At 54.8% G+C, this 22,005-nt stretch carries 20 protein-coding genes; 3 read left to right on the forward strand and 17 right to left on the reverse strand.

All coding sequences use genetic code 11. The annotated features are described in order from the left end of the window. Nucleotides 1-274: 274 nt before the first annotated feature. The 11 genes from WBG83_RS12570 to WBG83_RS12620 all read right to left on the reverse strand — a co-directional run bounded on the left by WBG83_RS12570 (nt 275) and on the right by WBG83_RS12620 (nt 13,682). On the reverse strand, nt 275-670 hold the full coding sequence (locus tag WBG83_RS12570; RefSeq protein WP_336745401.1) for an RDD family protein: 396 nt from the start codon (nt 668-670) through the stop codon (nt 275-277). A 43-nt stretch (nt 671-713) separates the two neighbouring features. Beyond that, the gene (locus tag WBG83_RS12575) at nt 714-1,124 is read right to left on the reverse strand and encodes a hypothetical protein (RefSeq protein ID WP_336745402.1); all 411 of its coding nucleotides are present in this window, start codon (nt 1,122-1,124) and stop codon (nt 714-716) included. Nucleotides 1,125-1,402: 278 nt separating this feature from the next. Beyond that, a complete protein-coding gene (locus WBG83_RS12580; protein WP_336745403.1) occupies nt 1,403-2,050 on the reverse strand; it encodes a hypothetical protein in 648 nt (215 codons plus the stop codon). A gap of 27 nt (nt 2,051-2,077) precedes the next feature. Further along, entirely contained in the window at nt 2,078-2,947 is an 870-nt protein-coding gene (locus WBG83_RS12585; RefSeq protein ID WP_336745405.1) for a metal-dependent hydrolase, read from the reverse strand. A 125-nt stretch (nt 2,948-3,072) separates the two neighbouring features. After that, nucleotides 3,073-3,531, reverse strand: coding sequence for a VanZ family protein (locus WBG83_RS12590; RefSeq protein ID WP_336745406.1), 459 nt, complete (start codon nt 3,529-3,531; stop codon nt 3,073-3,075). Nucleotides 3,532-3,732: 201 nt separating this feature from the next. Then, nucleotides 3,733-4,845 carry a response regulator gene (locus WBG83_RS12595; protein WP_336745407.1) on the reverse strand — a complete coding sequence of 371 codons (1,113 nt, stop codon included), beginning with the start codon at nt 4,843-4,845 and terminating at the stop codon, nt 3,733-3,735. Nucleotides 4,846-4,859: 14 nt separating this feature from the next. Continuing rightward, nucleotides 4,860-8,006: an ATP-binding protein gene (locus WBG83_RS12600; RefSeq protein ID WP_336745409.1), complete on the reverse strand. Its 3,147-nt coding sequence runs from the start codon at nt 8,004-8,006 to the stop codon at nt 4,860-4,862. A 635-nt stretch (nt 8,007-8,641) separates the two neighbouring features. Further along, a complete protein-coding gene (locus WBG83_RS12605) occupies nt 8,642-9,118 on the reverse strand; it encodes a stalk domain-containing protein (RefSeq protein ID WP_336745410.1) in 477 nt (158 codons plus the stop codon). A gap of 155 nt (nt 9,119-9,273) precedes the next feature. Next, nucleotides 9,274-9,795: a hypothetical protein gene (locus tag WBG83_RS12610; protein WP_336745411.1), complete on the reverse strand. Its 522-nt coding sequence runs from the start codon at nt 9,793-9,795 to the stop codon at nt 9,274-9,276. A 411-nt stretch (nt 9,796-10,206) separates the two neighbouring features. Further along, nucleotides 10,207-11,907 (reverse strand): methyl-accepting chemotaxis protein, encoded by a 1,701-nt coding sequence (locus tag WBG83_RS12615; RefSeq protein ID WP_336745412.1) that lies wholly within the window; start codon nt 11,905-11,907, stop codon nt 10,207-10,209. A 287-nt stretch (nt 11,908-12,194) separates the two neighbouring features. Then, nucleotides 12,195-13,682: a glutamate synthase subunit beta gene (locus tag WBG83_RS12620; protein ID WP_336745413.1), complete on the reverse strand. Its 1,488-nt coding sequence runs from the start codon at nt 13,680-13,682 to the stop codon at nt 12,195-12,197. Between the two features lie 259 nt (nt 13,683-13,941). Between WBG83_RS12620 and WBG83_RS12625 the strand changes: the two genes are divergently transcribed. Continuing rightward, complete coding sequence (locus WBG83_RS12625; RefSeq protein WP_336745414.1) at nt 13,942-15,225, forward strand: arsenic transporter; 1,284 nt, start codon at nt 13,942-13,944, stop codon at nt 15,223-15,225. Between the two features lie 473 nt (nt 15,226-15,698). On the opposite strand, the gene WBG83_RS12630 is transcribed toward WBG83_RS12625, so the two are convergent. Further along, nucleotides 15,699-16,001, reverse strand: coding sequence for an HNH endonuclease (locus WBG83_RS12630; RefSeq protein WP_442955834.1), 303 nt, complete (start codon nt 15,999-16,001; stop codon nt 15,699-15,701). Nucleotides 16,002-16,149: 148 nt separating this feature from the next. On the opposite strand from WBG83_RS12630, the gene WBG83_RS12635 reads away from it, so the two are divergent. Further along, complete coding sequence (locus WBG83_RS12635) at nt 16,150-17,106, forward strand: NAD-dependent epimerase/dehydratase family protein (RefSeq protein ID WP_336745416.1); 957 nt, start codon at nt 16,150-16,152, stop codon at nt 17,104-17,106. Between the two features lie 311 nt (nt 17,107-17,417). Here the strand turns inward: WBG83_RS12635 and WBG83_RS12640 are convergent, their stop codons facing one another. The 3 genes from WBG83_RS12640 to WBG83_RS12650 form a co-directional block, all read right to left on the reverse strand. Then, a complete protein-coding gene (locus tag WBG83_RS12640; protein WP_336745418.1) occupies nt 17,418-18,308 on the reverse strand; it encodes an MOSC domain-containing protein in 891 nt (296 codons plus the stop codon). Nucleotides 18,309-18,386: 78 nt separating this feature from the next. Then, nucleotides 18,387-18,857: a MarR family winged helix-turn-helix transcriptional regulator gene (locus WBG83_RS12645; RefSeq protein WP_336745419.1), complete on the reverse strand. Its 471-nt coding sequence runs from the start codon at nt 18,855-18,857 to the stop codon at nt 18,387-18,389. A gap of 124 nt (nt 18,858-18,981) precedes the next feature. Beyond that, complete coding sequence (locus tag WBG83_RS12650) at nt 18,982-19,944, reverse strand: lysophospholipase (protein WP_336745438.1); 963 nt, start codon at nt 19,942-19,944, stop codon at nt 18,982-18,984. Nucleotides 19,945-20,280: 336 nt separating this feature from the next. Here WBG83_RS12650 and WBG83_RS12655 point away from each other — a divergent pair, with 336 nt between their 5' ends. Next, nucleotides 20,281-21,096 carry an alpha/beta fold hydrolase gene (locus WBG83_RS12655; protein WP_336745420.1) on the forward strand — a complete coding sequence of 272 codons (816 nt, stop codon included), beginning with the start codon at nt 20,281-20,283 and terminating at the stop codon, nt 21,094-21,096. Between the two features lie 88 nt (nt 21,097-21,184). Here WBG83_RS12655 and WBG83_RS12660 read toward each other — a convergent pair whose 3' ends face one another. Both WBG83_RS12660 and WBG83_RS12665 read right to left on the reverse strand, forming a co-directional pair. Further along, complete coding sequence (locus WBG83_RS12660) at nt 21,185-21,727, reverse strand: spore coat protein (RefSeq protein WP_336745421.1); 543 nt, start codon at nt 21,725-21,727, stop codon at nt 21,185-21,187. A gap of 10 nt (nt 21,728-21,737) precedes the next feature. Beyond that, a complete protein-coding gene (locus tag WBG83_RS12665) occupies nt 21,738-21,968 on the reverse strand; it encodes a hypothetical protein (protein WP_336745422.1) in 231 nt (76 codons plus the stop codon). Nucleotides 21,969-22,005 lie beyond the last annotated feature (37 nt).

A 22,005-nucleotide genomic window follows, 5' to 3' on the forward strand; every position in this document is an offset into this window, starting at 1 on the left:
TCTTCATATCGCGCATGTGGTCGACCGACCGCCGTCATGCAGCCAAACACCGCGCGCAGTACGATTCAGGAGTTACTCTTAGCGCAACCGCAATCCTAGCCGCCCCTCGGCAGGCCGCTGTCACTATAGACCCCTGCAAGCCGGGAGCCGAGCAGCGCAGTAGCCGTTCCATACAAAAACCGGATTCCCGCTGCGTCTGCGGAGGGAATCCGGTTTTTGTGGTCAATTTGGTCAAGCGGGTAACGTGAAATTTTAACGGAGCGAACTATTCACGTCAGGAAGCGTAAACGACCTGTGTCCCGGCGATGAGGTCATGCAGCGATCGTTTGTCTTCCCGAACGATAACCATGATGCCGCTGACAATAACTGCAATGCCGAGCGTAAGGCCGTAAACAAGCCCCGACACGATCGTGCGCATCAGCATCGTTACCAAACTCGGCGGCGTCCCGTCCAGCTTGACAATACGTATTTTACAAATCCGTTTCCCGCATGTGTACCCATTCCAAATTACCGGCAGCAGCAAGGAATACAACAACGATAAAAAATTAGTGAAGTATTCCTGCTCTCCAGAGATTCCCGTTATGATTAGCGCGATGATCGTCAGCGGAACCCCCACAATAATCCCATCGAGCAAAGCAGCGCCTAGCCTGATTCCGAATCCTGCCTGCATAACGAATCCCTCTTTTCCTATTTTTTTTGCAATCGGCGTGCTTTTACAGCTCTCCAATCGCCCGTGACAGCCGGTTCTCAACCTCAAATAACTGCGTATCCTTTTTTACAAATACGACGATTATGTTCTCTTTATGATACGACATGGCCGATGATCCGTAATGCTCATTATAATAATTATGAATAAGTCCCGAGTCCTTTTGCTGGCCTCGCCTCTTGTCAAAGGTATAGATGACAATGATATTCTGGCTGTCCTTTACCTCGTAAGCCGCTTGTTCCTTCGCATACTCACTGTAAAACAACCCTTTTTTCATTTCCTGAACCGCAATGTCCTGCTGCTTGATGCTGTCCACCGTTTGCGTCAGACTGTGACGGTAGTAATCGCCACGGCCGTCGCAAGCGCTGAGCAGCAGCACCATGACCATCGCCAGCACGCAAGCTTGTATCTGTTTCATTGCTCCTCCTTTACGTTGTGTTGTATGTCTTTGGCCCTGTACTGCCGGCCGAATTCATCCTATACTGCCTGAAGAACTGCCCGGCAGAAGGCATACGGAGAACCAACGTTCATCACGCTGCCCATCTCCCAAATCCGCTCCACTGCAGCTCCCCCTGACCTTGCCAATAAAATGATGCGGCCTTGCTCCGACTGCCAGAAGCTTACTGCCGCCCTCCAGCCTGCAGCCGCCGGCCCGAGATATGACTCGGAAGTGAAGGTCAGCACACATCGTCGTGCTTATTTCCCTGCACGATATACAATCGCTAACCCCACCACTTCACCTGTGACGGCATCCACCTCTGCCGCTCCGTGATACAAATAATCGCACAATCCCGGAAGGGCGCACCATTTCTCGGAAACGTCATGACCGTCCAGCATATAGCTTCCCCTGAACCGGAAGCGGTAGCTGATCGTCTCCCCTGCCCCGGGATGCGGCTGTATAAGCACGGCCTCTGAGTAATAGTGAGGAAGCGGAGGCACAAACACCCCCTGCAGGGGCTCCCGATTGTCCGGATTCCCGTCGGGCCCGGCAGGCTGAACCGGCTTCGCCCCATTCAAATTGCGCCCCTGACCTGTAATCTCAATCGGGGCGCCCGGCAGGTACGGCTGCAGCGCCGCTTGCAGTGCATAAGCCTGCTGCTGATCGGCCGCCTCTTTCACTGCGAGGACCATCCCGACCCCCAGCAGCGCCGCGACGATAAAGCTCCTGACCTTCCGCCTGCAGTACCGCACGACAAGCACGATGGACAATCCGCCCAGCAGCAGAGCAAGTCCCGTAATCCCGTAAAACACCGGCTTGCTCTGCGTATACTGCAGCGGGCATACAACAATAACAAGCACCGCCACAGTAAGCAGCGTCAGAACGATTGCGCCCCACTTTTTCATCAGGATTCCCCTTCGATTCCAGACGGACTATTTATTCGCATATTCCGATAAAAAGAACTGCCCGTTGCGGTACAGTCTCGGATCATATATCCCGAGCCGTTCCGTCTCGTCGACCTTGACCACGAACGGGGACCATTCATACAAGGTTTGCGCCTTCGGATTCAGCGCGAACAGCCGATCCATATCAGCGCCCTCCTGGGATTCCACTTCTACCACAAGCCTCGGCTCGCGAAGCAGGACCGATTCGCTTATCGTAACGACGCCGTCCTTTTTGCCAATCACGCTAAATTGCCCGGGGACGAATCCCGCCGACAGCGCTACTTGATCGTAATGCTCGCTCGCCTGTTCATAGAGAAGGTATCCCTGTCCGGACTGAACCGACACGTGGAGCAGCATTGCAATCCACACCCCGCGGTATATCCGGTGCGGCTGCCAGGTGTTCGGCCTGAATCTCGCCAGCAGAAAGCCGCCCAGCATCAGAACCCAGAACACGACGTCCACAATCGGAATCGTGCCAAAGGCAACCCGCTTCGACGAGAACGGCTCGAAATAGCCCGTCCCCCAGGCGTTAAACAAATCGCTCGTGTCATGAATGAATACCGCAAGACACGGTATCCAGAACCATTTCCAGCCGCGGACCCCATACAGCACGCGGGTCAGCAGCGCAAGCAGGGCCGCCCAGACCGGGACCAGAAACACAGAATGTGTCAGTCCGCGATGCCACATCTGATAGCGCCCCATCGTGTCCCACCATTGCGAGATGACATCCATGTCCGGAATTTGCGATCCGGCAACGGTTGTCAGCAGCAGGGCTCTCTTCTCCCGGGCGGTCATCCCGGTCTTGTTGCACGCCCCATAAAGCGTTAATCCAAACAGCGTATGTGTTATTGTATCCATCCGGCACCCCAGCTCTGCAATGCAGCTTTGTAGCCATGCAGCAGGTTAGCTTCCGGCTGTACAGCCTTCGGCCAGCTGCACTCAAGGCCTATGCATCCTTTGAGTAAAATAAGTATCCTGCCTCGTCAACCCCCTCTATTCTTTATACGTATCAAACGCGGTAAGGTCACAAAACCAAGCAAAGCTCCTATAAAATTCAACATGACATCGTCGACATCCAGAGTTCCAACGCGGGTGCAGAGCTGGATCAGCTCAATACTGACCAGAACAGCCAGAGAAAAGCCGGCAAACGGCCCGAACCGCCGCCATCTTCGTCCTAATAAGGGCGCAAACACCCCCATCGGAAGGAACAGCACAAGGTTGCCGGCCAAATTTTTGAACCCCATTTCAATCTGACCCGCATGCATGTGCCGGATGTCATTCAGGATGGTTTTGAACGGGATGAGATTGTAGTTATAGGTCTCCCACCTGTAGCCGCTCCCCCGGAAAAAGAGCAATTTCATCATGATCAGGGTATAAATCAAACATAATCCGATACAGCCGTAATAAAGCGCCTTCTTCTCGGCGATATGGAGCTTCTCCACCGCGATCCATCCTTTCCTGCCGCCGACTTTCCTCTATTTTACAAGTAAACAGGGACAGATGCTATCGAATTCCGTCGAAGGGTGACGCCTTTTACCGTCCGACGGAACGGGGTTCCGACAACAAGAAACAACAGCAGAGCAGCGCCCGCTGTTGTCCGGTTTTCCAGTAGGTTTTTTCCTGTGTCCGCCGTGCGCTCCGGTTTATCGGCTGTCCAAAGCCCACAGCATGCGCTCGCGCAGCTTCTCCGGCAGTTCCAGCCCAAGATCCTTGCGATAAGCGGCCTCAAAGCGTTCAAAATGCAGCCTCAGCTTCTCCAACAAGCCGCGCCGGGCGTAAATATCCATCAGCAGCTGATTCACTTCCTCATGCAGCGGATAAATAGAAAGAAATTCATCCAGACGCCGCTCCGCCCTCTCCCATGCCATCTCCGCCATATCCCGATCGGCCAGGCTGCGTACAAGCAATGCATATTGCTTGGCGTACCATTCCTCCAGCGCAGTCTTCCAGGTATAGTCCCTTCCTTCCAGCAGGGGACCCTTGTACATGGCACAGAGCCGCTCCCCTTGCTCCGGAACGGGCTCCATCCCGCCGGGGGGAAGTCCGAGTCGCTGAAAAGCCAAAACATCATATTGCAGCTGTCCTGTATCCAGCAGGTAGCCTTCGTTGATTTTATGTATATCCATTCCGATTTCATGGGCTTTCAATATTTTTTTCAGCCGGTATATCGTATTGTGCAAATTGTGGACAGCCCGATCATCCCTGCTGTTGGGCCACATGAAATCGATGAGGTGCCATTTGCCGATTTCCTGACCGGGGTTGCACAGGAGATAGGCAAACAGCTCTTCTGTTTTGCGTGTCGGCCACCGTACCAGCTGTCCCGACCCATCCCGCACCTCAAAGCCGCCAAAGCATTGTATGGAGGCCGGCAGCTCAGGCTCGGGCAGGGCAGGCAGCCGCCCCTTCATCAGCCGCTTCGCAATCCGGTCAATCACCATCGGCGTGACCGGCTTCAAGATGTAATCAAACGCATAGACCTCAAACGCCTCCAGCGCATACTGCTTGTAGGCCGTCGTAAATACAATCTTGATTTCGTCCAGCTGTTCATTTAATTGCCGAGCCAGCTCCAGGCCGTTCATCTTCGGCATCTCGATATCGACAAACACCACATCCGGCTTCAGACCGGGCAGCTTCGTAAGCGCCTCGTGCGGATTTGTGAAGGCGCCCAAGCATGTAAAATGCGGGTCCTCCTCAATAACGAATTGCATTAATTCCAGGACAAGCGGCTCATCCTCAACAATAACAGCACCAAACATTCTGCTCCCCCTTACTAGTTCCAGCTTTGCCCGCGCCGGCCGGCCCCCGATTCATTCAGGGCCGGCAACATCATCGTAACTTTGACCCCAGCGCCAATTTCCGATTGTATCTTGAAGGTGGAGCCGGGGATAGAATCCAGACGCTGGCGGATGTTGCGAATGCCGATTCCTCCGTCCAGCCCTTCCCCGGAAGACAAGCGGGACAGGCGTTCCGCCGAAATACCGGTGCCATTATCCTCCACGATGACTTCAAGCTGCTTGTCCTTCTGGATCAAGCTCAGCCTTACAACCCCCCCCTCTTCCTTCTCAAACAGCCCGTGCCGGATGGCATTCTCCACAAACGGCTGGATACACAGCGTCGGGATGTTCCAATGGCGAAGCATGCCCTCCATATGGCATTCGAACCGGAACCGGCCGCCATAGCGCGCCTTCTCGATTTCTACATAAGCCTCGATAAGCTCTAACTCACGGGACAAGGGCACCGAAAGCCTCGATCGATCCATATCCAGAATATAGCGCAAATACTGGCTGAGCATACCGAGCAAATAGGCCGCCTTTTTCCCGTCCTTATAGCAAAAGGCAATGACGCTGCTTAATGCGTTATACAAAAAATGGGGTTTAATTTGTGCCTGGTAAAATGCCTGTTCATTGCGAATTGCCTCTTGAATCGATGTCTTCATCGCAATGAGCGTCTGGATTCTCGCCACTAAGGTGTCGGCGTCGAACGGCTTGGTTACATAATCATTGGCCCCCGCCCGGAAGCCGGCCGCAATATCCTGCGGCGTATCCTTGGCCGTCGCAAACAAAACCGGCAAATCCAGAATGGAATAGCGCTCCCGCAGCTTCCGGCACAAATCAAGCCCAGAGGTGACCGGCATCATCACATCCAGAATAACGAGATCGATCTGCGGGTAGCTTCTCAGCTTGTCCATCGCCTCATGGGCGGAAAAGGCCGTAATAACGTTATACTGGTGCCGTTTCAAAATGTGCAGCAGCACATGGATATTGGAGGCCTCATCGTCCACGATGAGAATCGCGCTTCCCTGATTATCCAATATATCCTGCAGTTCGGCAGACCCGGATGCTCCACGCTGATTCTCTGCGGATGCGGCCGCCGCTTCGCCGAACGCCAGAGGCTGGCGGACAACCGGCAGGGTGAACTTCATCCGGGTCCCCCGCCCGGTCTCCGACCAGTCTACCAAGATGATTCCGCCCATCTGCTCAATCAGCTTGCGGCTGAGGTACAGCCCGATGCCCATTCCGGTGTAGCCTTCCTGCGGCAGTATATCATGAGCCTGCTCAAAATAATTAAAAATGGCCTCATGCTTATTCGAGGGTATGCCCGTTCCCGTATCCTCGACGAAAATTTCCGCCATCCCGTCCGTCTCTCGCAAGCTGACTGTAATTTTCCCTGCATGTGTATGCTTGATCGCATTGTGAATGAGGTTGTAGAGCACCTGTCTCAGCCGGTTCTCATCAGCGCTGACCCACACACCGGATTCAATGCGGTTCTCAAGCCGCAGATTTTTGCCGAGCAGCTCAAATTGCAGCACATCAAATACAATCTGCACGGCGACGCGCACATCCACCAGGCCCGGCTTCAACCGAAGCTCCCCGTGCTTCAGCCGGGTAACGTCAATCAAGTCGTGAATCAGCATCGACAGCTTCATGGAGGTGTCCTTAATCAGCCACAGATTCTGCTCCTGCCTCGCCGTCAAATTACGCTCCTCGTTATCCAGCAAATCGGATGTAATATTCATGATGCCATGCAGCGGGGTTTTAAGCTCATGAGACGTATAGCTGAGAAACTCATCCTTCAGCTGATTGGATCGCTGCAGCTGGTGCGACAAATCCTCCGTCTTCTCGAAAGCATGGGCAAATCTGACGGCAAGAAGCATATTAACGCACAAAATAAAACCGACAATCCCGAGCTTCCCTGCTAAATCGGTCGGCACCGCATTCATGACATAGAGCACTTCATTGACGAAAAACACCGTCAGCGAAATCACGCCGCCTATAAACACAATCAGTTCCTTGCGGTTCGCAGACCCGGACTCATTACGGCTGTACAGCACCAGCATTTTCCCCAGCAAATAGAGCGAAACCAATTGAATATAGACAAGAAAGAACGGCTTGAGCTCGCTGTGCAGCAGGTAAGGAAGTACGATTACCGCTGCAACATAGAGCACAATCGGCACCATGAGCAAGATCAGATTACGCTTGGTGATGAGACGCGTGTCAATCGAGCACACAAGCAAAAAGATAAACGCAGCACCTATGAAATCGCTCAAATCCAGCAGCTTGTAGCTGACCTCAAAAGGCATCCCCGGCAGCTGCATCATCAGCTTCTCTCCGTATAAGAGCTGCCTGACCATAATGGTCAGAAGGTACAGGCCGCTGTAAATATACGTCTTGTCTCTGCGCCCGAGGAAATAGAAGCTCAGGTGGTAGACCCCAAACATGGCTACGATGAACGCAATTGCAATATCAGAGCCCATCTGAATGCTGTTCAGCTTCGTGATGTCACGCTGCTTGCCAAACAGGATCGAGTTAACCACGCCGCCGCTAGGGTAGACATAATTGGCGGTCTGCAGTATAATCTCCACTTCCTGGCCCGCTGTATGAAAATAAGTGCTGTAGGGGGTATTCCCCGGCTCATGATCAGCCTTCACAGCCGCTGGCCGGCCGCTGGAGCCCGTTACTTTTCCGTTGATATAAATCAAGTGGGACATCCGGATGCTCTTGACCTTCATGCCCAGCACCTCGTCCGAGAAAGGGAGCTTCACCCGAAGCCGGTATGTCCCAACGCCCTGGTTGGACATACCGCTTTGCGCTGGCCCCTTCCACAATCCCGGCACCGCCAAAAAAGCAGGCTTCGGAGCGGACGGAAGCTTGAAATCGTCCGGCTCCAGAAGACGGCCCGCATAGAATTCCCACTCCCCGTCCAAGGGCACTACCCCATGCTTGGAAAAATCCCAATTCGTTAAATCAAGCAATCCTTGTCTGGCCAGCGGCGCCGTCCGGTTCGGAATCGTCTGGGCATACGTAACGACAAATACGGTCAACAGGATCACGATAATCATTCCGACCAAAATGAATGCTCGGGGCTTTATAGCTGACAAAATCGCGCGTCCCCTCTCCAAGAGAAGTTCTACCGACATTGTATCACCTCCGTTCTGAAAAAGTCTTAACATATGATCAAATCCTCGGGTTCTGCACCATTTTCTCATTGAAACGGGTCTGCCATCCCTCGGAAGCTTACTGAATTATTCCATATCCGTGCATTTCGGGTAAAAAAAAACCGTAAAGCACACGACTTTACGGGGGAGCGGCAGCTCGGCTTACGTACCGGGGACAATCATTTTATGTGCGGCCCTTCTTTTATGCGCCAGCTGCAATTCACTCGGACTCATCTCGGACAGAGCGGGAGCGGGATCATGCAGCCGGCAGGCCAATAAACTTGCAATACAAAGAAGCGGAGTCATAGATGGAGGCAGTAACAACCCTAAGCTTACAGACCGTCTTGTAAGCTCAATCTCGGCTTGCGATGAAAGCTGGACCGGACAGCAGCCGCCATCTCCCCATCGCAGGCCCCTTAGTATTTATCGGTCTTTTTTCAGAAATACGAGGGATCATCAAACGCCGCCCGCAGCCGCTCAAGCTGTACTTATTGTAACAGCAGCTTCTCTCAAAAATCTCTCAAGCGCGTTCGGTGTACCACGAAGCAGTGAAAAACACAAAAATACAAAAAGCCGCCTCCCCCGGGTATCCCGGGCTTGGCAGCTTCGCCATTTCATTATTCGGGAACATCTTCAATAATATAAGAGAGCAGAAAAGAAAACGCTTGGTCCGCGTGCTCTGTCTTATTGAGGACCAGCCCTGACCGCTGATGGATTAAAATCCGTTCCTTTCCCCGTTCGAGCAGCAAGCCTGATGGCCCGGGTCCGACATACTCCCCCTGAACCGTCACATCTTCCGGCAGGATGACATTGCGGTTCATGAGGCAAATCTCCCGGCTTTGGATATACGGCTGGATGTTGTCCCCGCATTGGATCGTAATGGTCCGGTAGTTTTCGTCCCAAACCACCTTCTTCTCCAGCAGCTCCGCCACCGCTCGAACAGGCACAAACACCGTGCCGTTATAAATGAAGGGCTTCTCAGGAAACTCCTGCAGCTTCCCGTTCATTTCAATGCCCCGCAGCGTATAGAACACCTCGATAAAGGCTCCCGAAGAGCCTGCCGCCACCCCGGAACCAAAAAGAGCTATCTTCACCTTCCTGATAGAGGTTCGGTTTTAAGACGTTTTGTACCCTATTGTTGTGTATCGGATGAAAAAGCTGGACATATTGCCGTAAGGGAGCTGTCCGGCTGGTCCGGGACACGCCCGCTGCCGTTTGCCGAGAACATTTGGGAACAGCTGCAGCCGCATTATAATTTCCACGCACGGTATATCCGGCTTGTAATCCAGCCCGCTTTGATCACCAGCAGAAAACTGAGCACCATACGCCCGCCGGCAAATAAGGCATCGAGAGCAATGCCAATCAGCTCCCGGTTGGAGGCGGAAAAGCCAAGCCCATATCCAATCCAATCACGGCCAACCCAAAATAACGTGTTAACCGCATATACCAGCGAGCAAAGTCCGAGGAGTGCGATGCCTGTACGCAGCAAATCTTGCCCCTTGATCTGCCAGGAAGCGTCGGCCTCCTTCGGCGCAATGCGCTTGGCAATCCGGTCTGTGTACACCCAGATCAGAAGCCCGGCCGCGGTAAAAATAAGAAAGGGCCCGATTGACGTCAGAACCGTCCTGCAGAGCGAATTCCAATAAAATCCCCCGTACTGGGCGGAATAGGAGAATAGCTCCAGCAGACGGCCCGCCTTGTCCAGGGCTTGAATGGCCAGATACACAGATATCGCCTTCATCCCCAAGTAAGCCAGTTGATACGTATTCATTTGGTTCCTGACCCCCGATACGACTGATGCCGCAGCTTCTTCACAGCATAACAGCCTTGCCGCCCATTTCCGAGAAGCGGCGTGTGTGCGAAAACGACCGTTTAATGCTGTTCGAACGCGGCGATGAGTAAAATCATGGTATAAATCACGGCCCATCGCGATGGATAAGCCGTCTCCTGAACCGGCCCCAGCTGCAAGAAAATTGAATCGGGCGACCGGTACAACTACTATAGTTTGACATATATTGGGCCTCACGTGCAATGTTCCCGTACATCAAAGCAAAAAAGCTTCCCAACCCGTGACTATGGTTGAGGAAGCCTCTTTGGCTTTGTTTGAGTATGCAGGAGCGCCGGTACCTTTATACGCTTCCTATGTATTCCGATATGTACTGGCTTCTGCGTTACTTTCCTTCTACAGCTTGAAGGCTCCGATCACCGACCGCAAATCCTCGGACATCTTGGACAGTGTCGCGGCGGATGCGGAAATTTCCTGCATGGATGCCAGCTGCTCCTCCACGGATGTTGACACATTCTGCATGCCTGCCGAGGCGCTTCTTGCCGTAGCCGAGACGGTATTCATGGAATGCGCCATCTGTTCGGTGCTGGCCCCCATTTGCTGCGAAGCCGCAGACACCTCCTGGATTTGGGCCACTACTTCGCCAACAGACTCCCGTATACGCCCAAAGGCCTCTCCCGCCTGATGGACCGAACGGATGCCTTCGGCCACCTCCTTCGTTCCGGCCCTCATCAGCTGTACCGTTTGAGTCGTCTCCGCCTGAATTGCGGCGATCAGCTGCGCGATTTGCTCCGCCGATTGCGAGGACTGCTCCGCCAGCTTGCGCACCTCCGTCGCGACAACGACGAATCCGGCGCCATGCTCGCCGACCCTAGCGGCTTCGATGGAGGCGTTCAAGGCAAGCAGCTTCGTTTGGGAAGCAATGCCTGTAATGACATCGACAATTTGCCCGATGCCCCTGGAGCGTTCGCCAAGCCCCTGTACAGCCTGGGCGAGTCCGTTCACCGTCTCATTCATGGCATTCATCTGCCGCACGGTCGCCTGAATCGTATCATTGCCTTCCGCCGCTGCTGTGGACGCATGGCTGACAGCAAGCGCGACACTTTCCACATTAGAAGCAATCTGCTGGCCGCCGATGGATATTTGATTCAGCGCGATGGCATTGTCGGTCATGGTCCGGGCTTGCAGCTCGGCCCCGGAGGCCACCTGCTCGATCGTCATCGCAATCTGTTCCGACGCGCGGCTCACCTGCTCCGTCCCCGCTGTCAATTCCTCCGCCGAAGCCGCAACATGCTCCGCGCTTGCATCGACCTGACGAATAAGACTGCGAAGACGTTGGGTCATTTCATTAAAGGAGGCCGCCAAGCTGCCAATCTCATCCTTATTGCCAATCTGAATTTCCTTCACCGTTAAATCCCCGCCTGCAATTTGCCTGGCCGCCTTGTCCATCAGCGCGATCGGCCGGGAAATAATTCGGGCAATAATAAAAGCGACGGACAGTGCAATGACAGCCGCAGCCACCGTAATGCGATTGATAAAGCTTTTACCCGATTCGTACAGCTGCATCGTGATGTCCATTGCCGTTCCCATGTGTATTCCGCTTGCTTCATGCAGGCCGTTCAATATTTCCAGGGCACTGGCCGTTGGCGCTTGAACCTTCTGAGCAATCGTGCTGATGCTTTTCAAATCTGCGTTCTGATCCACCGCCAGAAGCTGATCCGTCCCGGCAGCCAGCTGGCCTTCCAGCTCCAGCAGTTGGGCGTACTGCTGCTGCTCTTCCTCTTCGGTAATGAGCTCGGCGAATTGCTCCTGTTTTGCTTTCAATTCCTCAATAGCTGTATTAATTGCCGTTTCAATCGTTTCCTTCTCCTGCACATTGGATGTCACGGCCGCCTTGAGTGCAAGGCGTTCGATATTAATCAGGCCGGCTTTGATATCACCGAGCAGCATCGCCCGCGGCATCCATACGGTCTGTACCTTTTGGGCCTGCTCCCCCATCTCCGTCATCTTGTAGACAGAAACCACACCCATCGCCACCAGCATAATCAATACGGATACAAACCCCGCACTCAGCTTTTTCCCAATCGTCAACCTCATTATACCGCCCCCATTCTACTCGAATTATTCCCTCATCTAAGCCAAGCCCGGCTGACCGGGAGTCCCTCCTGGAATGTCGATATTTACCTCTTGACTTGTTCTATGAAGCTCATTTTACTGAACAAAGCTGAAATTCATGTGAATGCATGCTGAATAGAACCTTATTATACGCTGAAAAATTCCTGAAAAAAAGGAGGTCCGGCAGCGTAGGACCGCGTTCTGCACAAAAATCCCGGCCATCTCAAAGGATAACCGGGGTTGAAGCTGATATATTCAATTGCCTACAATCAAGGCAGATTGCTGGTACCCATCAGGTAACGGTCCACTTCACGCGCAGCCTCGCGGCCTTCATTGATGGCCCATACCACCAGGCTTTGTCCGCGGCGGTTATCGCCCGCTGCAAAAATACCCGGAACATTCGTTGCATATTTGCCGTATTCGGCTTTGACGTTAGAGCGTTTATCCGTCTCGACGCCAAGCTGCTGCAGCAAGCCCTGCTCCGGACCAGTAAAGCCGATAGCGACAAATACAGCATCCGCTTTCCATACCCGCTCGCTGCCCTCAATCGGCTGACGGACAATCGAGCCATTCTCGTCGCGTACCCACTGCATGTCAATGGTATGCAGCTCTTTGACGTTGCCGTTCTCATCACCAACGAACTTCTTCGTCAGGCAGGCAAACTGGCGCGGATCGTTGCCGTACAGCGCTTTTGCTTCTTCTTGAGCGTAGTCAAGCTGGTATACCTTCGGGAACTCCGGCCATGGATTGTCGTTCCACTCCCGCGCATCCGGACCTTTCGGGTGCGTATGGAACTGCGTGACACTGTTGCAGCTTTGGCGGAGGGCCGTTGCTACGCAGTCCGTCCCCGTGTCGCCACCGCCGACGACGATTACATCTTTGCCTGCGGTGTCAATGAAATTGCCGTCTGCAAAGTTGGAATCGAGCTGGCTTTTGATCGTGCCAGTCAAGTAATCCATTGCAAAATGGATGCCCTTGAGGTCGCTTCCCGGAATCCCTACTTCGCGCGGGCGAGTCGATCCCGTGCACAGCACGACGGCATCGAATTCTTTCAGCAGGCGCTCGGATTCGTAATTTTTCCCGATCTCGGTGTTGGTTACGAAGGTAATGCCTTCCTGCTCCATCAGCTTCACGCGGCGCTCCACCACGTTCTTCTCCAGCTTCATGGAAGGAATCCCATATGTCAGCAAGCCGCCGATCCGGTCTGCGCGCTCGAACACAGTAACCAGATGGCCCGCTTTGTTCAATTGAGCCGCTGCTGCCATACCGGCCGGACCGGAGCCGATAACGGCTACCTTCTTGCCGGTTCGATGCTTCGGCGCTTCCGGAACAATCCAGCCTTCTTCAAAGCCTTTATCGACGATAGCCTGCTCGATTGTTTTAATCGCCACCGGCTCGTCGCTAATCCCTACCGTACAGGCTCCTTCACAAGGCGCAGGACAAATACGGCCCGTGAACTCAGGGAAATTGTTTGTCTTGAGCAAGCGCTGCAGCGCTTCCTTCCAAAGGCCGCGATACACCAGATCGTTCCATTCCGGAATCAGGTTGTGAATCGGACAGCCGGAAGTGGAGCCGCTCAGCATTACACCTGAATTACAATAAGGAATTCCGCAATCCATGCAGCGGGAGCCTTGTGTTTTCAATTGTTCTTCCGTTAAGTGAAGGTGGAACTCCTTCCAGTCCTTGATCCGTTCGAGCGGATGACGGTCTGTCGGCAGTTGACGCTTAAATTCCATAAACCCTGTAGTGCTACCCATGAGATTTCCTCCACATTTAACAAATTTAACATCATCCGTTAATACAATTTCGATGTCGAATGGCACCCTTGTATCTATCGATATAATTAATCATAATAGCATGTGCCATTCCACCAATAAAATGGACTTATCGAATGTTTATTTGCATTTTTATACATGTTTGACTTTACAGAAAATTGCCTGAGATTATATAGTACTTATAGTTTATCTTATTCCTATATGGATGATCATTGGTCATTATCTGGAAAGCAGGCAGGATATGATTTTGTTATCTGCGGTTTTATTTATTTGTACGCTGTCCCTTGTTATTTGGCGACCGAAAGGACTCGGAATCGGCTGGTTTGCCGCCGGAGGCGCGCTTGCTGCGCTTGGCTGCGGCGTGGTGTCCCTGCAGGATGTCGGCACGGTCACCGGCATGGTGTGGAACGCGACTCTCGCTTTTATCGCGGCGGTCATAATTTCGCTGCTGCTCGATGAGATCGGCTTTTTCGAATGGGCGGCGCTGCACATGGCCCGTCTCGCCGGAGGCAGCGGGAAACGGCTGTTTCTCTGGTCCATTGCCCTCGGCGCTGTCGTCAGCGCGCTATTCAACAACGACGGGGCAGCGCTCATCCTCACCCCGATTGTGCTTGCTCAGGTACGGGCCTTGCATTTTTCGGATCGGGCGGTGCTTGCTTATGTCATCGCCAGCGGATTTATTGCCGATACCGCGTCAATCCCGTTCATTATCAGCAACCTCGTCAATATTGTAACCGCCGATTTCTTCGGCATCGGATTCGGGGAATATGCGGCGCGCATGCTGGTGCCCTATTTGTTCTCGCTGGCCGCCAGCATGGGGATGCTTTATGTGCTGTACCGCAAGGCTGTGCGCGGCGGTTACGATGTGAGCCGGCTCAAAAAACCGGCGGAAGCCATTAAGCATCCCGGGCTTTTTCAGCTGGCGTGGGGCATTCTGCTGCTGCTTGTGCTCGGGTACGCCCTGGGCGAATGGCTGGACATGCCGGTCAGTCTGATTGCGGGCTGCGCCGCCCTGCTGTTCCTGACCGCCGCATACCGCAGCAAAGCTATCGATGCCGGCAAGGCTGTCCGGGAGGCGCCCTGGACCATCATTATTTTCTCCATTGGTATGTATGTCGTCGTCTACGGGCTGCGCAACGCCGGCTTGACGGAGCTGCTCGGCGGCTGGATTCAAGCCTTGGCCGCGCACGGCCTGCCCGCCGCCGTCTTCGGCATGGGCCTGCTGTCGGCGCTGCTGTCGTCCGTCATGAACAATCTGCCCTCCGTTCTCATCGGAGCCCTTGCCATTGACAGCACCGGGCTAAACGGCAGCCTGCGGGAGGCGCTTATCTACGCCCATGTCATCGGCTGCGACCTCGGCCCGAAGATGACGCCTATCGGCTCCCTGGCGACCCTCATCTGGCTGCACGTGCTTTCCCGCAAAGGGGTCCGCATCACCTGGGGCGCTTACTGCAGGGCCGGTATACTGCTAACGGTGCCAACCCTGCTCGTTACGCTGCTCGGACTGTGGCTCACCCTGCTCTGACCGGCACATCCGGCCCCGCTTTGAAGCGGCCCGGCTTTTCCCGCTTCTACAGGGAAGCATTACGATCGCCGTTGGAAGCATTCGCTTGGCATTAGCCAGGGCAGCCGGGCGGCAATGAAGCCGTGTTCAGGCGCCGCCTTTCGAGGGGGCTTTTTTTCAGAGGATGGATGATAACGGATTAATAAAAAAAGGGCGGCTGGTAGAGGCCGATCGAGCCGGCACACCGTCCCGCCGTTACTGGAGCACCGTTCGCCAGCATTCCGAGCGCTGGATGCCGCGGCCATTTTTTCACAGCCTATGACACAAGCTATATTCAGTCCTTTTGAATAAATATGCAGAACCATCAGCTTTACTGGATACACGTCGTGTATGTGTGGCTGCTCAGGCTTGGCAAGTAGCGACATCCTAACGCTCATGCCGCTTTCCCATTGTACAAAGCTTCGATTTCAGTTATTTCATTTCCTTAACGGCTTCTACGTCCATCCCCGCACTTCCCGAGACTTGCGCAATCGCGGGACAACGCTCGGCGGCTGCTTGCGAATCCATTTCAAATACCTGGCCACCGCAGGGTTCGCCTTCAGCAGCTCGAGGGTGTACAGCCCGGCAACCAGCTGATCATTGGTAAACAACGCATGAATTTGCTTATGGCATGCAACGCACAGCCTCGCGGTCGGGGCCTGTGCGCCTCCTTTTTCCCGGGGGACCAGATGGTGCTCCGTCGTTGTGACCGAATCCCTTCCGCACAGCTCGCAGATGCCGAGTTGCTCTCCACGCAACAACACCCACCCCATTTCTGTATTGATTTCCCAGAAAACGCTTTAATTCCATTTCTCCGCAGGTCAAACTTTGATACAATAAAAGCATCATTCCGAGCGGCCGGACAGCGCTCCCAAAATCCCTCATCACGTCTGGAGGAATCCTGAAATGAACATCCTGGTTACCGGGGGGGCCGGTTTTATTTGTTCCCATATCGTTGACCGTTTAATCGGGGAAGGCCATCGCGTAGCCGTCGTCGATAATTTGTCAACCGGAAACCGCGCGTTCCTGCATCCGCAGGCTTTATTTTGGCATATGGACATACTGGACACACATTTAACCGAGCTGTTTGCTGCGTTCCAGCCGGAGATCGTCATCCATCATGCGGCCCAAATCGATGTGCAGACCTCGCTGCAGCGACCGCTATGGGATGCACAGGTGAACATTCTTGGCTCTCTTTCGCTATTCGAGCTCTGCCGCAAGCATGGCGTACGAAAGATTGTATATGCATCCTCCGCCGCCGTATACGGCATGTCGGAACAGCTGCTGCTGAGTGAGGCGCACTCCGTTCAGCCTCTTTCCTTCTATGGAATTTCCAAGCATACGCCGGAGCATTATTTGGAAGCGTTCTCGTCCTTGTATGGGCTGGACTATACCATCTTGCGTTATGCGAATGTGTATGGGATTCGTCAGGATGCCAAAAGCGAGGGGGGCGTGGTGTCGATTTTTTTGGCCAGGCTGCTCCGCGGGCAGCCGCCGGTCATTTATGGCGATGGGCGGAACACCCGGGATTTCATCTATGTGAAGGATGTGGTGAGCGCCAATATGGCTGCACTGGAGCGCGGCAGCCGCGGCATCTACAATGTAGGCTGCGGACAGCCGGTGAGCATTCTCTCGCTGCTGCGCACCATGTGCGAGCTGACAGGGAAGCCGTACAATCCGGTTCACGAGCCGGCACGGCCCGGCGATATTATTCACTGCTGTCTGGATAACCGGGCCGCAGGACGCGACCTCCTGTGGGAGCCGGCCTACACCCTGGATGACGGGCTGCTGGAAACCTGGGGACATTATACGAGCAGCGGCGGGAAGCAAACTAGCCCGGACAGCGGGACCCAAAACGATTAGGGAACGGCTGTGGCATGTGGTTGACGCCATCATGCCTTCTCCCCACCGCGGGACGGGAGCTGTGTGCAGGCGGGAAGCGCAGAGTTTACAGCTTCCGGCCGCCTGGTTCTTGTGAAAGGTTAGCCAATTCGAAACCACGCGCAGCTTCCGGCGCGCAGTATGGCCTCACATGACGGTGATCGCCACAGGATCAGCCAGCAACGGACCCGATTGACAGAACAAAGCGGCCGGTTTCGGCCGCTTTGTTCTGTCTGGCGCCGCGGTATGAAGAACCGCGAACGGGTTATCTTGTTGCACATGACCGTTATATTTCAACACGAAGCTTCTGCGGAATCACCAGCGCCGTACAAAATAACCGGGTCTCCCACGCGGACAGCACCCGGGCGAATAACCGAAGCGTAAACACCGAAGTTGTTACGGCACTGGCGGACAACCGCTTTCAGGACCTCAGGATGCAGAGTAAGCCGGTCCGGGTCGATGTTCACGTACATGCATCGTCCACAGGGCTTATTGATACGCACCAAAGCGTCTCCAAGCTGAAGTATGCGGCCAATCCAGGCTTCTTCGATAAAAGGCTCCGCCTCCTCATTAGCCAGCACCACATTGGCCCGGAATCGCCGGTGATCAAGCGAAGGCCAGCCGAGCATACCGGCCAGCGCCTGCAAGGAGGACGCTGTGGTGATTAGCAGATGATCCTCCCAGTTGTTGCCGGGCTCTTGAGGAGCGGCTGAAGCCGGAGTAACCGCGCGCCCCGATGCCTGCCCGATATGCCCGGCCAGCTCCGGTTCTCCCCAGGCAAAACAGGCTCCGTCCGGCGCAGTCACGGCCAGCGGAGGAAAGGCCTCCGCTTCCGACAGGGCATGACCGGCCGCCGAATTCGTGCGCTCCCAGTCAAAGTGAGCCTGGTAGCCAAGGATGCCCGGAAAGATGTCAGCCGAAAGCGGCTCACCCGGCCGGGTATCATCCGTCAGCCAGTGGCTGCGGTCCCCATACAGCCCGTGCGGGCCGATATAAGAGGCCTGGACAGCCTGGCCGCGCATAGCTTTAACCGGATGGCAGATCAGGTCACCGACAGTCCCCTGCCGAGCACCGGATGCTCCCCGCATCCCTTCCGTTTCAGCTTCAGGCATAGATGAAGGCTGTCCTTGTAATTCAGCAGGAAGAAACGCCATCAGATATTCTCCTCCAGTTAAATGGTTCATGAGCAAAGGCATCCAGCACTTCCGCGTTGCAGGCCATAGCTCCTTGTAACGGGGAAGTTCGGCATTCAAGCGCCTGGCTTAAGCGTTCAGCCGGCTTCGTGCGCCAAGTCCGAGCTTTTTCATCAGCTCGGCGGCTTGGGCCTTTTCTTCTATGGTCAGGGACGCCGTTGCAGATAACAGCGCTTCCACGTGAGCCGGAAAAATATCGTCCAGCAAAAGCCGCCCCTTCTCTTCCAGCTCGGCATAAATGACGCGACGGTCTTTCTCGCAGGGCCTGCGGCGCAAAAATCCTTTTTTGGACAGCTGATCGATGACATAGGTTACGCTGCCGCTTGCCAGTAAAATCTTGTCGCCGATTTGCTGCAGCGGATGCGGGCCTTTATGATACAAAAGCTCCAAAACAGCGAACTCGGTGTCGTTCAGGCCATGCCGCTGGACATCGCGCTGGGAATGCTCCATCAGGGCCTTATACGCCCGGGACAAGACGATAAACAGTTTCATGGTCAGTTCTTGTTCTTGGCTCCAATGATGGTTCGGAAGCTGATCCATATGCAACTACCTCGCTACTGAATAATAGATTCACCGCATTTTAGTTTGAATTCAAAATAATTATAACCATGAAAACAAATCATAGTCAATCTCAGAAATGACTAAAAAATGGGATTTTTATTTTTTAGTGGTAACATTCAGACCTTGGAAGTCCATGCTGCTCCAGCCATACAAGGATATCCCGTACAACCTCATCCCGGTTCACTTCGTTCAGAGGCTCATGCCGCCCGCCAGGATACAGCTTCAGCTGCACATCGGCAGCACCCGCCCCGGCATAGGCGCGCTGGACAGCAGCAATGCCTCGTCCGAGCCGGGCCAGCGGGTCCTCGCTGCCGGACAGGAGCAGCACCGGCAATTCCGGAGGCGTGCGGCGCAGCTCCGCCGGGCGGTTCACCTGCCGGATGCCGTACAGCAGCTCCGCATAAAACCGCGCCGGGAAAATCCCTCCGCACCAGGGATCGGCCAAATAGCGGCCAACCTCCTGTGTATCCCTGCTCAGCCAGTCATAGCTTGTGCGGACCGGACGGAAACGGCGGTTGTAGCCGCCGAAAATTAGCCGGTCCATTAGCGGACTCGGCGTATCCGGACGATGAAGTGAAGCCGCCGAACGAGCCAGAAGGCGTCCGATTGCAGCCATCGGGCCCGGGTTCCCGGCTGTGCCGCTTGCAATCAGACCGGATAACCGGAGCCCCGGCTGCGGCAGGCCAACCTGCGCAACACGGCGGGCCAAAAACGATCCCATGCTGTGCCCCAGCAGAAACAAAGGCTTGCCGGGAGCCAGTCCCGCCGTCCAGACCGCAGCTGCCTGCGCATCCCGCACCAGCTGCTCCCAGCCGCCCCGGCTCGGCAAAACACCCCGCTGGTCCAGGGAACCTGCGGTTTGTCCATGCCCCCGGTGATCCTGTGCGGCAACGGCGCAGCCATGAGAGACCAGCTCCACGGCAAGACGCTCATAGCGCCCCGCGTGCTCCGCCATTCCGTGGCAAATATGAACCGCAGCATGCACAGACTGCTGCGGCCCAGGCAGCCAAACGTGGACCGCAGCCCGCTTCCCATCCTCCAACTCCAGCCATTCCAGCTTTCGCACAACCAAGCGCCACGCCTCCGTTCTGTTCCCATACCCTGATTTTATCACAAAGCCCTTGCGAACCAAACCGGATTCTCCTCTGCTGGCCGGAAACCGGGAATCAGGAGGCAATCGGTCCGGATGCTGTCGCGCCCTTAACCCCCAAAAAGCCCGGCCGTTTAGGTTGTAACATAATATCGATTTATCGATAAAGATGGAAACAAAGTTCTATTGACCCCGTCCTGCTTCCATTTCAACAGCAAAAAACGGCAGTTTTGGGACGGTTGAATCGTACTGAATGTGGTACAATAACCGTAAACTAGGATGGATTTTAAAATCAGAAGGGGCCGATAACTTATGAATGAAGCAAATCGCAACCCGCAGCAAATCCGCCACGCCTCCTTAGACGGCTTCACCATGGCCTATCGGGAATACGGACAAGGCTTGCCCGTCGTGCTGCTGCACGGCTTTTGCGGAAGCAGCGGATACTGGGAGCAGGTTCTTCCGCAGCTCGGGGAGAACGTCCGCGTAATCGCTCCCGATCTGCGGGGACATGGACATTCCGGCACACCGGAGGAGCCCTGCTCGGTCGAAAAGATGGCGGGGGACATCCGTTCCCTGCTGGATCAGCTTGGCGTGGACAAGGCGGTGCTGCTCGGCCATTCACTGGGAGGCTATATCGCGCTTGCCTTTGCCGAGCAGTATCCCGAGCGGCTGCTGGCTTTCGGCCTGGTGCATTCGACAGCGCTGCCTGATGATGAGACCGGCAAGCAAAACCGGCTGAAATCGATGGAGGCTATACGTCAGGACGGCATCGTCCCTTTTGTGAACAATTTGACCAGAAAGCTGTTTGCTCCGCAGCACCTGGACACCATGCCCGAGCAGGTCGCCGCGGCGAACGAAATCGGTTATGTCACGAGCCCGCAGGCGGCGATTCATACGCTGGACGCCATGCGGGCAAGACCGGACCGGCGCCATGTGCTTCGTGAGACGGCACTGCCGGTGCTGATTGTGGCAGGGCGGCACGATCAAATTGTCAGTGTCGAGAAGGCATTCTCCGTTTCGGGCGGCCACATTAAGGAGAGCATCCTGGAAAGTGCCGGTCACATGGGGATGATGGAAGCCCCGCAGGAGCTGGCACAAGTAATTCTAGACTTTACCCGCACGCTCTAAAAGTAAAAAACACCCGTCACTCTCAACGGTTTGACCGTTAAGATTATGGCGGGTGTTGTGATGTCCGGCAGCTTGCCTGAACGCCGGTTTACATATAGATGTGAGACGGTGCGCCTGCGCGCTGTCCTTGTCCTTGGGATAAGGATGCGGACGGCGGATAGTTCGGCATGATCGGCTGCATCGGCAGTTGAACCTGTCCGTAAATCGATTGGCCCGGACTTGGCTGCTGCTGCATTCCCATTCCCGTTCCCTGGAAGCCCCTTGCGCCGCTTCCGCCCAGCTGAAGCTTATTCTGCAGGAGCTGCATCGTTTGCTGCTCTGTTTGCCGGTAGTGCTGCAGCTGCTTATCCAGCTCCTGCCGGAGTGCAGGAGAAGACGTGTTATACATCTGATGCTGCTTCATCAGCTGGTACACATGCTCCTGCATGTTCAGCGTGCTGTTCAGCAGCTGGTGAAACACCTGACGGACCACAGAACAATTGGATTCCGTGGCTGCGGTGGTGTATTCGCGGGCCGTGCGTTTCAGATCGCACAAAACCGTATACAAAATATCTTGCTCCTCCAGCTGCGCACTCGGCTGCTGCATTGGCATACTGTTTTGCTGCATGGACATGGATTGCATTGTATTCATCACCTCTCCTCTAAGATGAAGCACCGGGCATTTGCGGCGCTGCCGGGACGTGCTGGTGCAGGCACTGCATCAGCTGCTGATAGTGCTGCTGATGGATGTTCATCATGTCCATGCAGGCGTTGCGGATCATCGGATGTTGGCTTGTTTGGGCGGCAACAGCGCACTGCTTCACCAGCAAATCCTCATTGGACATAGAGTCGGCGATGTACTCCAGCTCCTTGGCTGTCATCGGCTGCATCATGGGGATTCCTCCTAATGGTTTATCGGGCATATACAAC

This window comes from Paenibacillus sp. y28, from assembly GCF_037137075.1.
In the GTDB taxonomy this organism is placed as follows: domain Bacteria; phylum Bacillota; class Bacilli; order Paenibacillales; family NBRC-103111; genus JBBBNV01.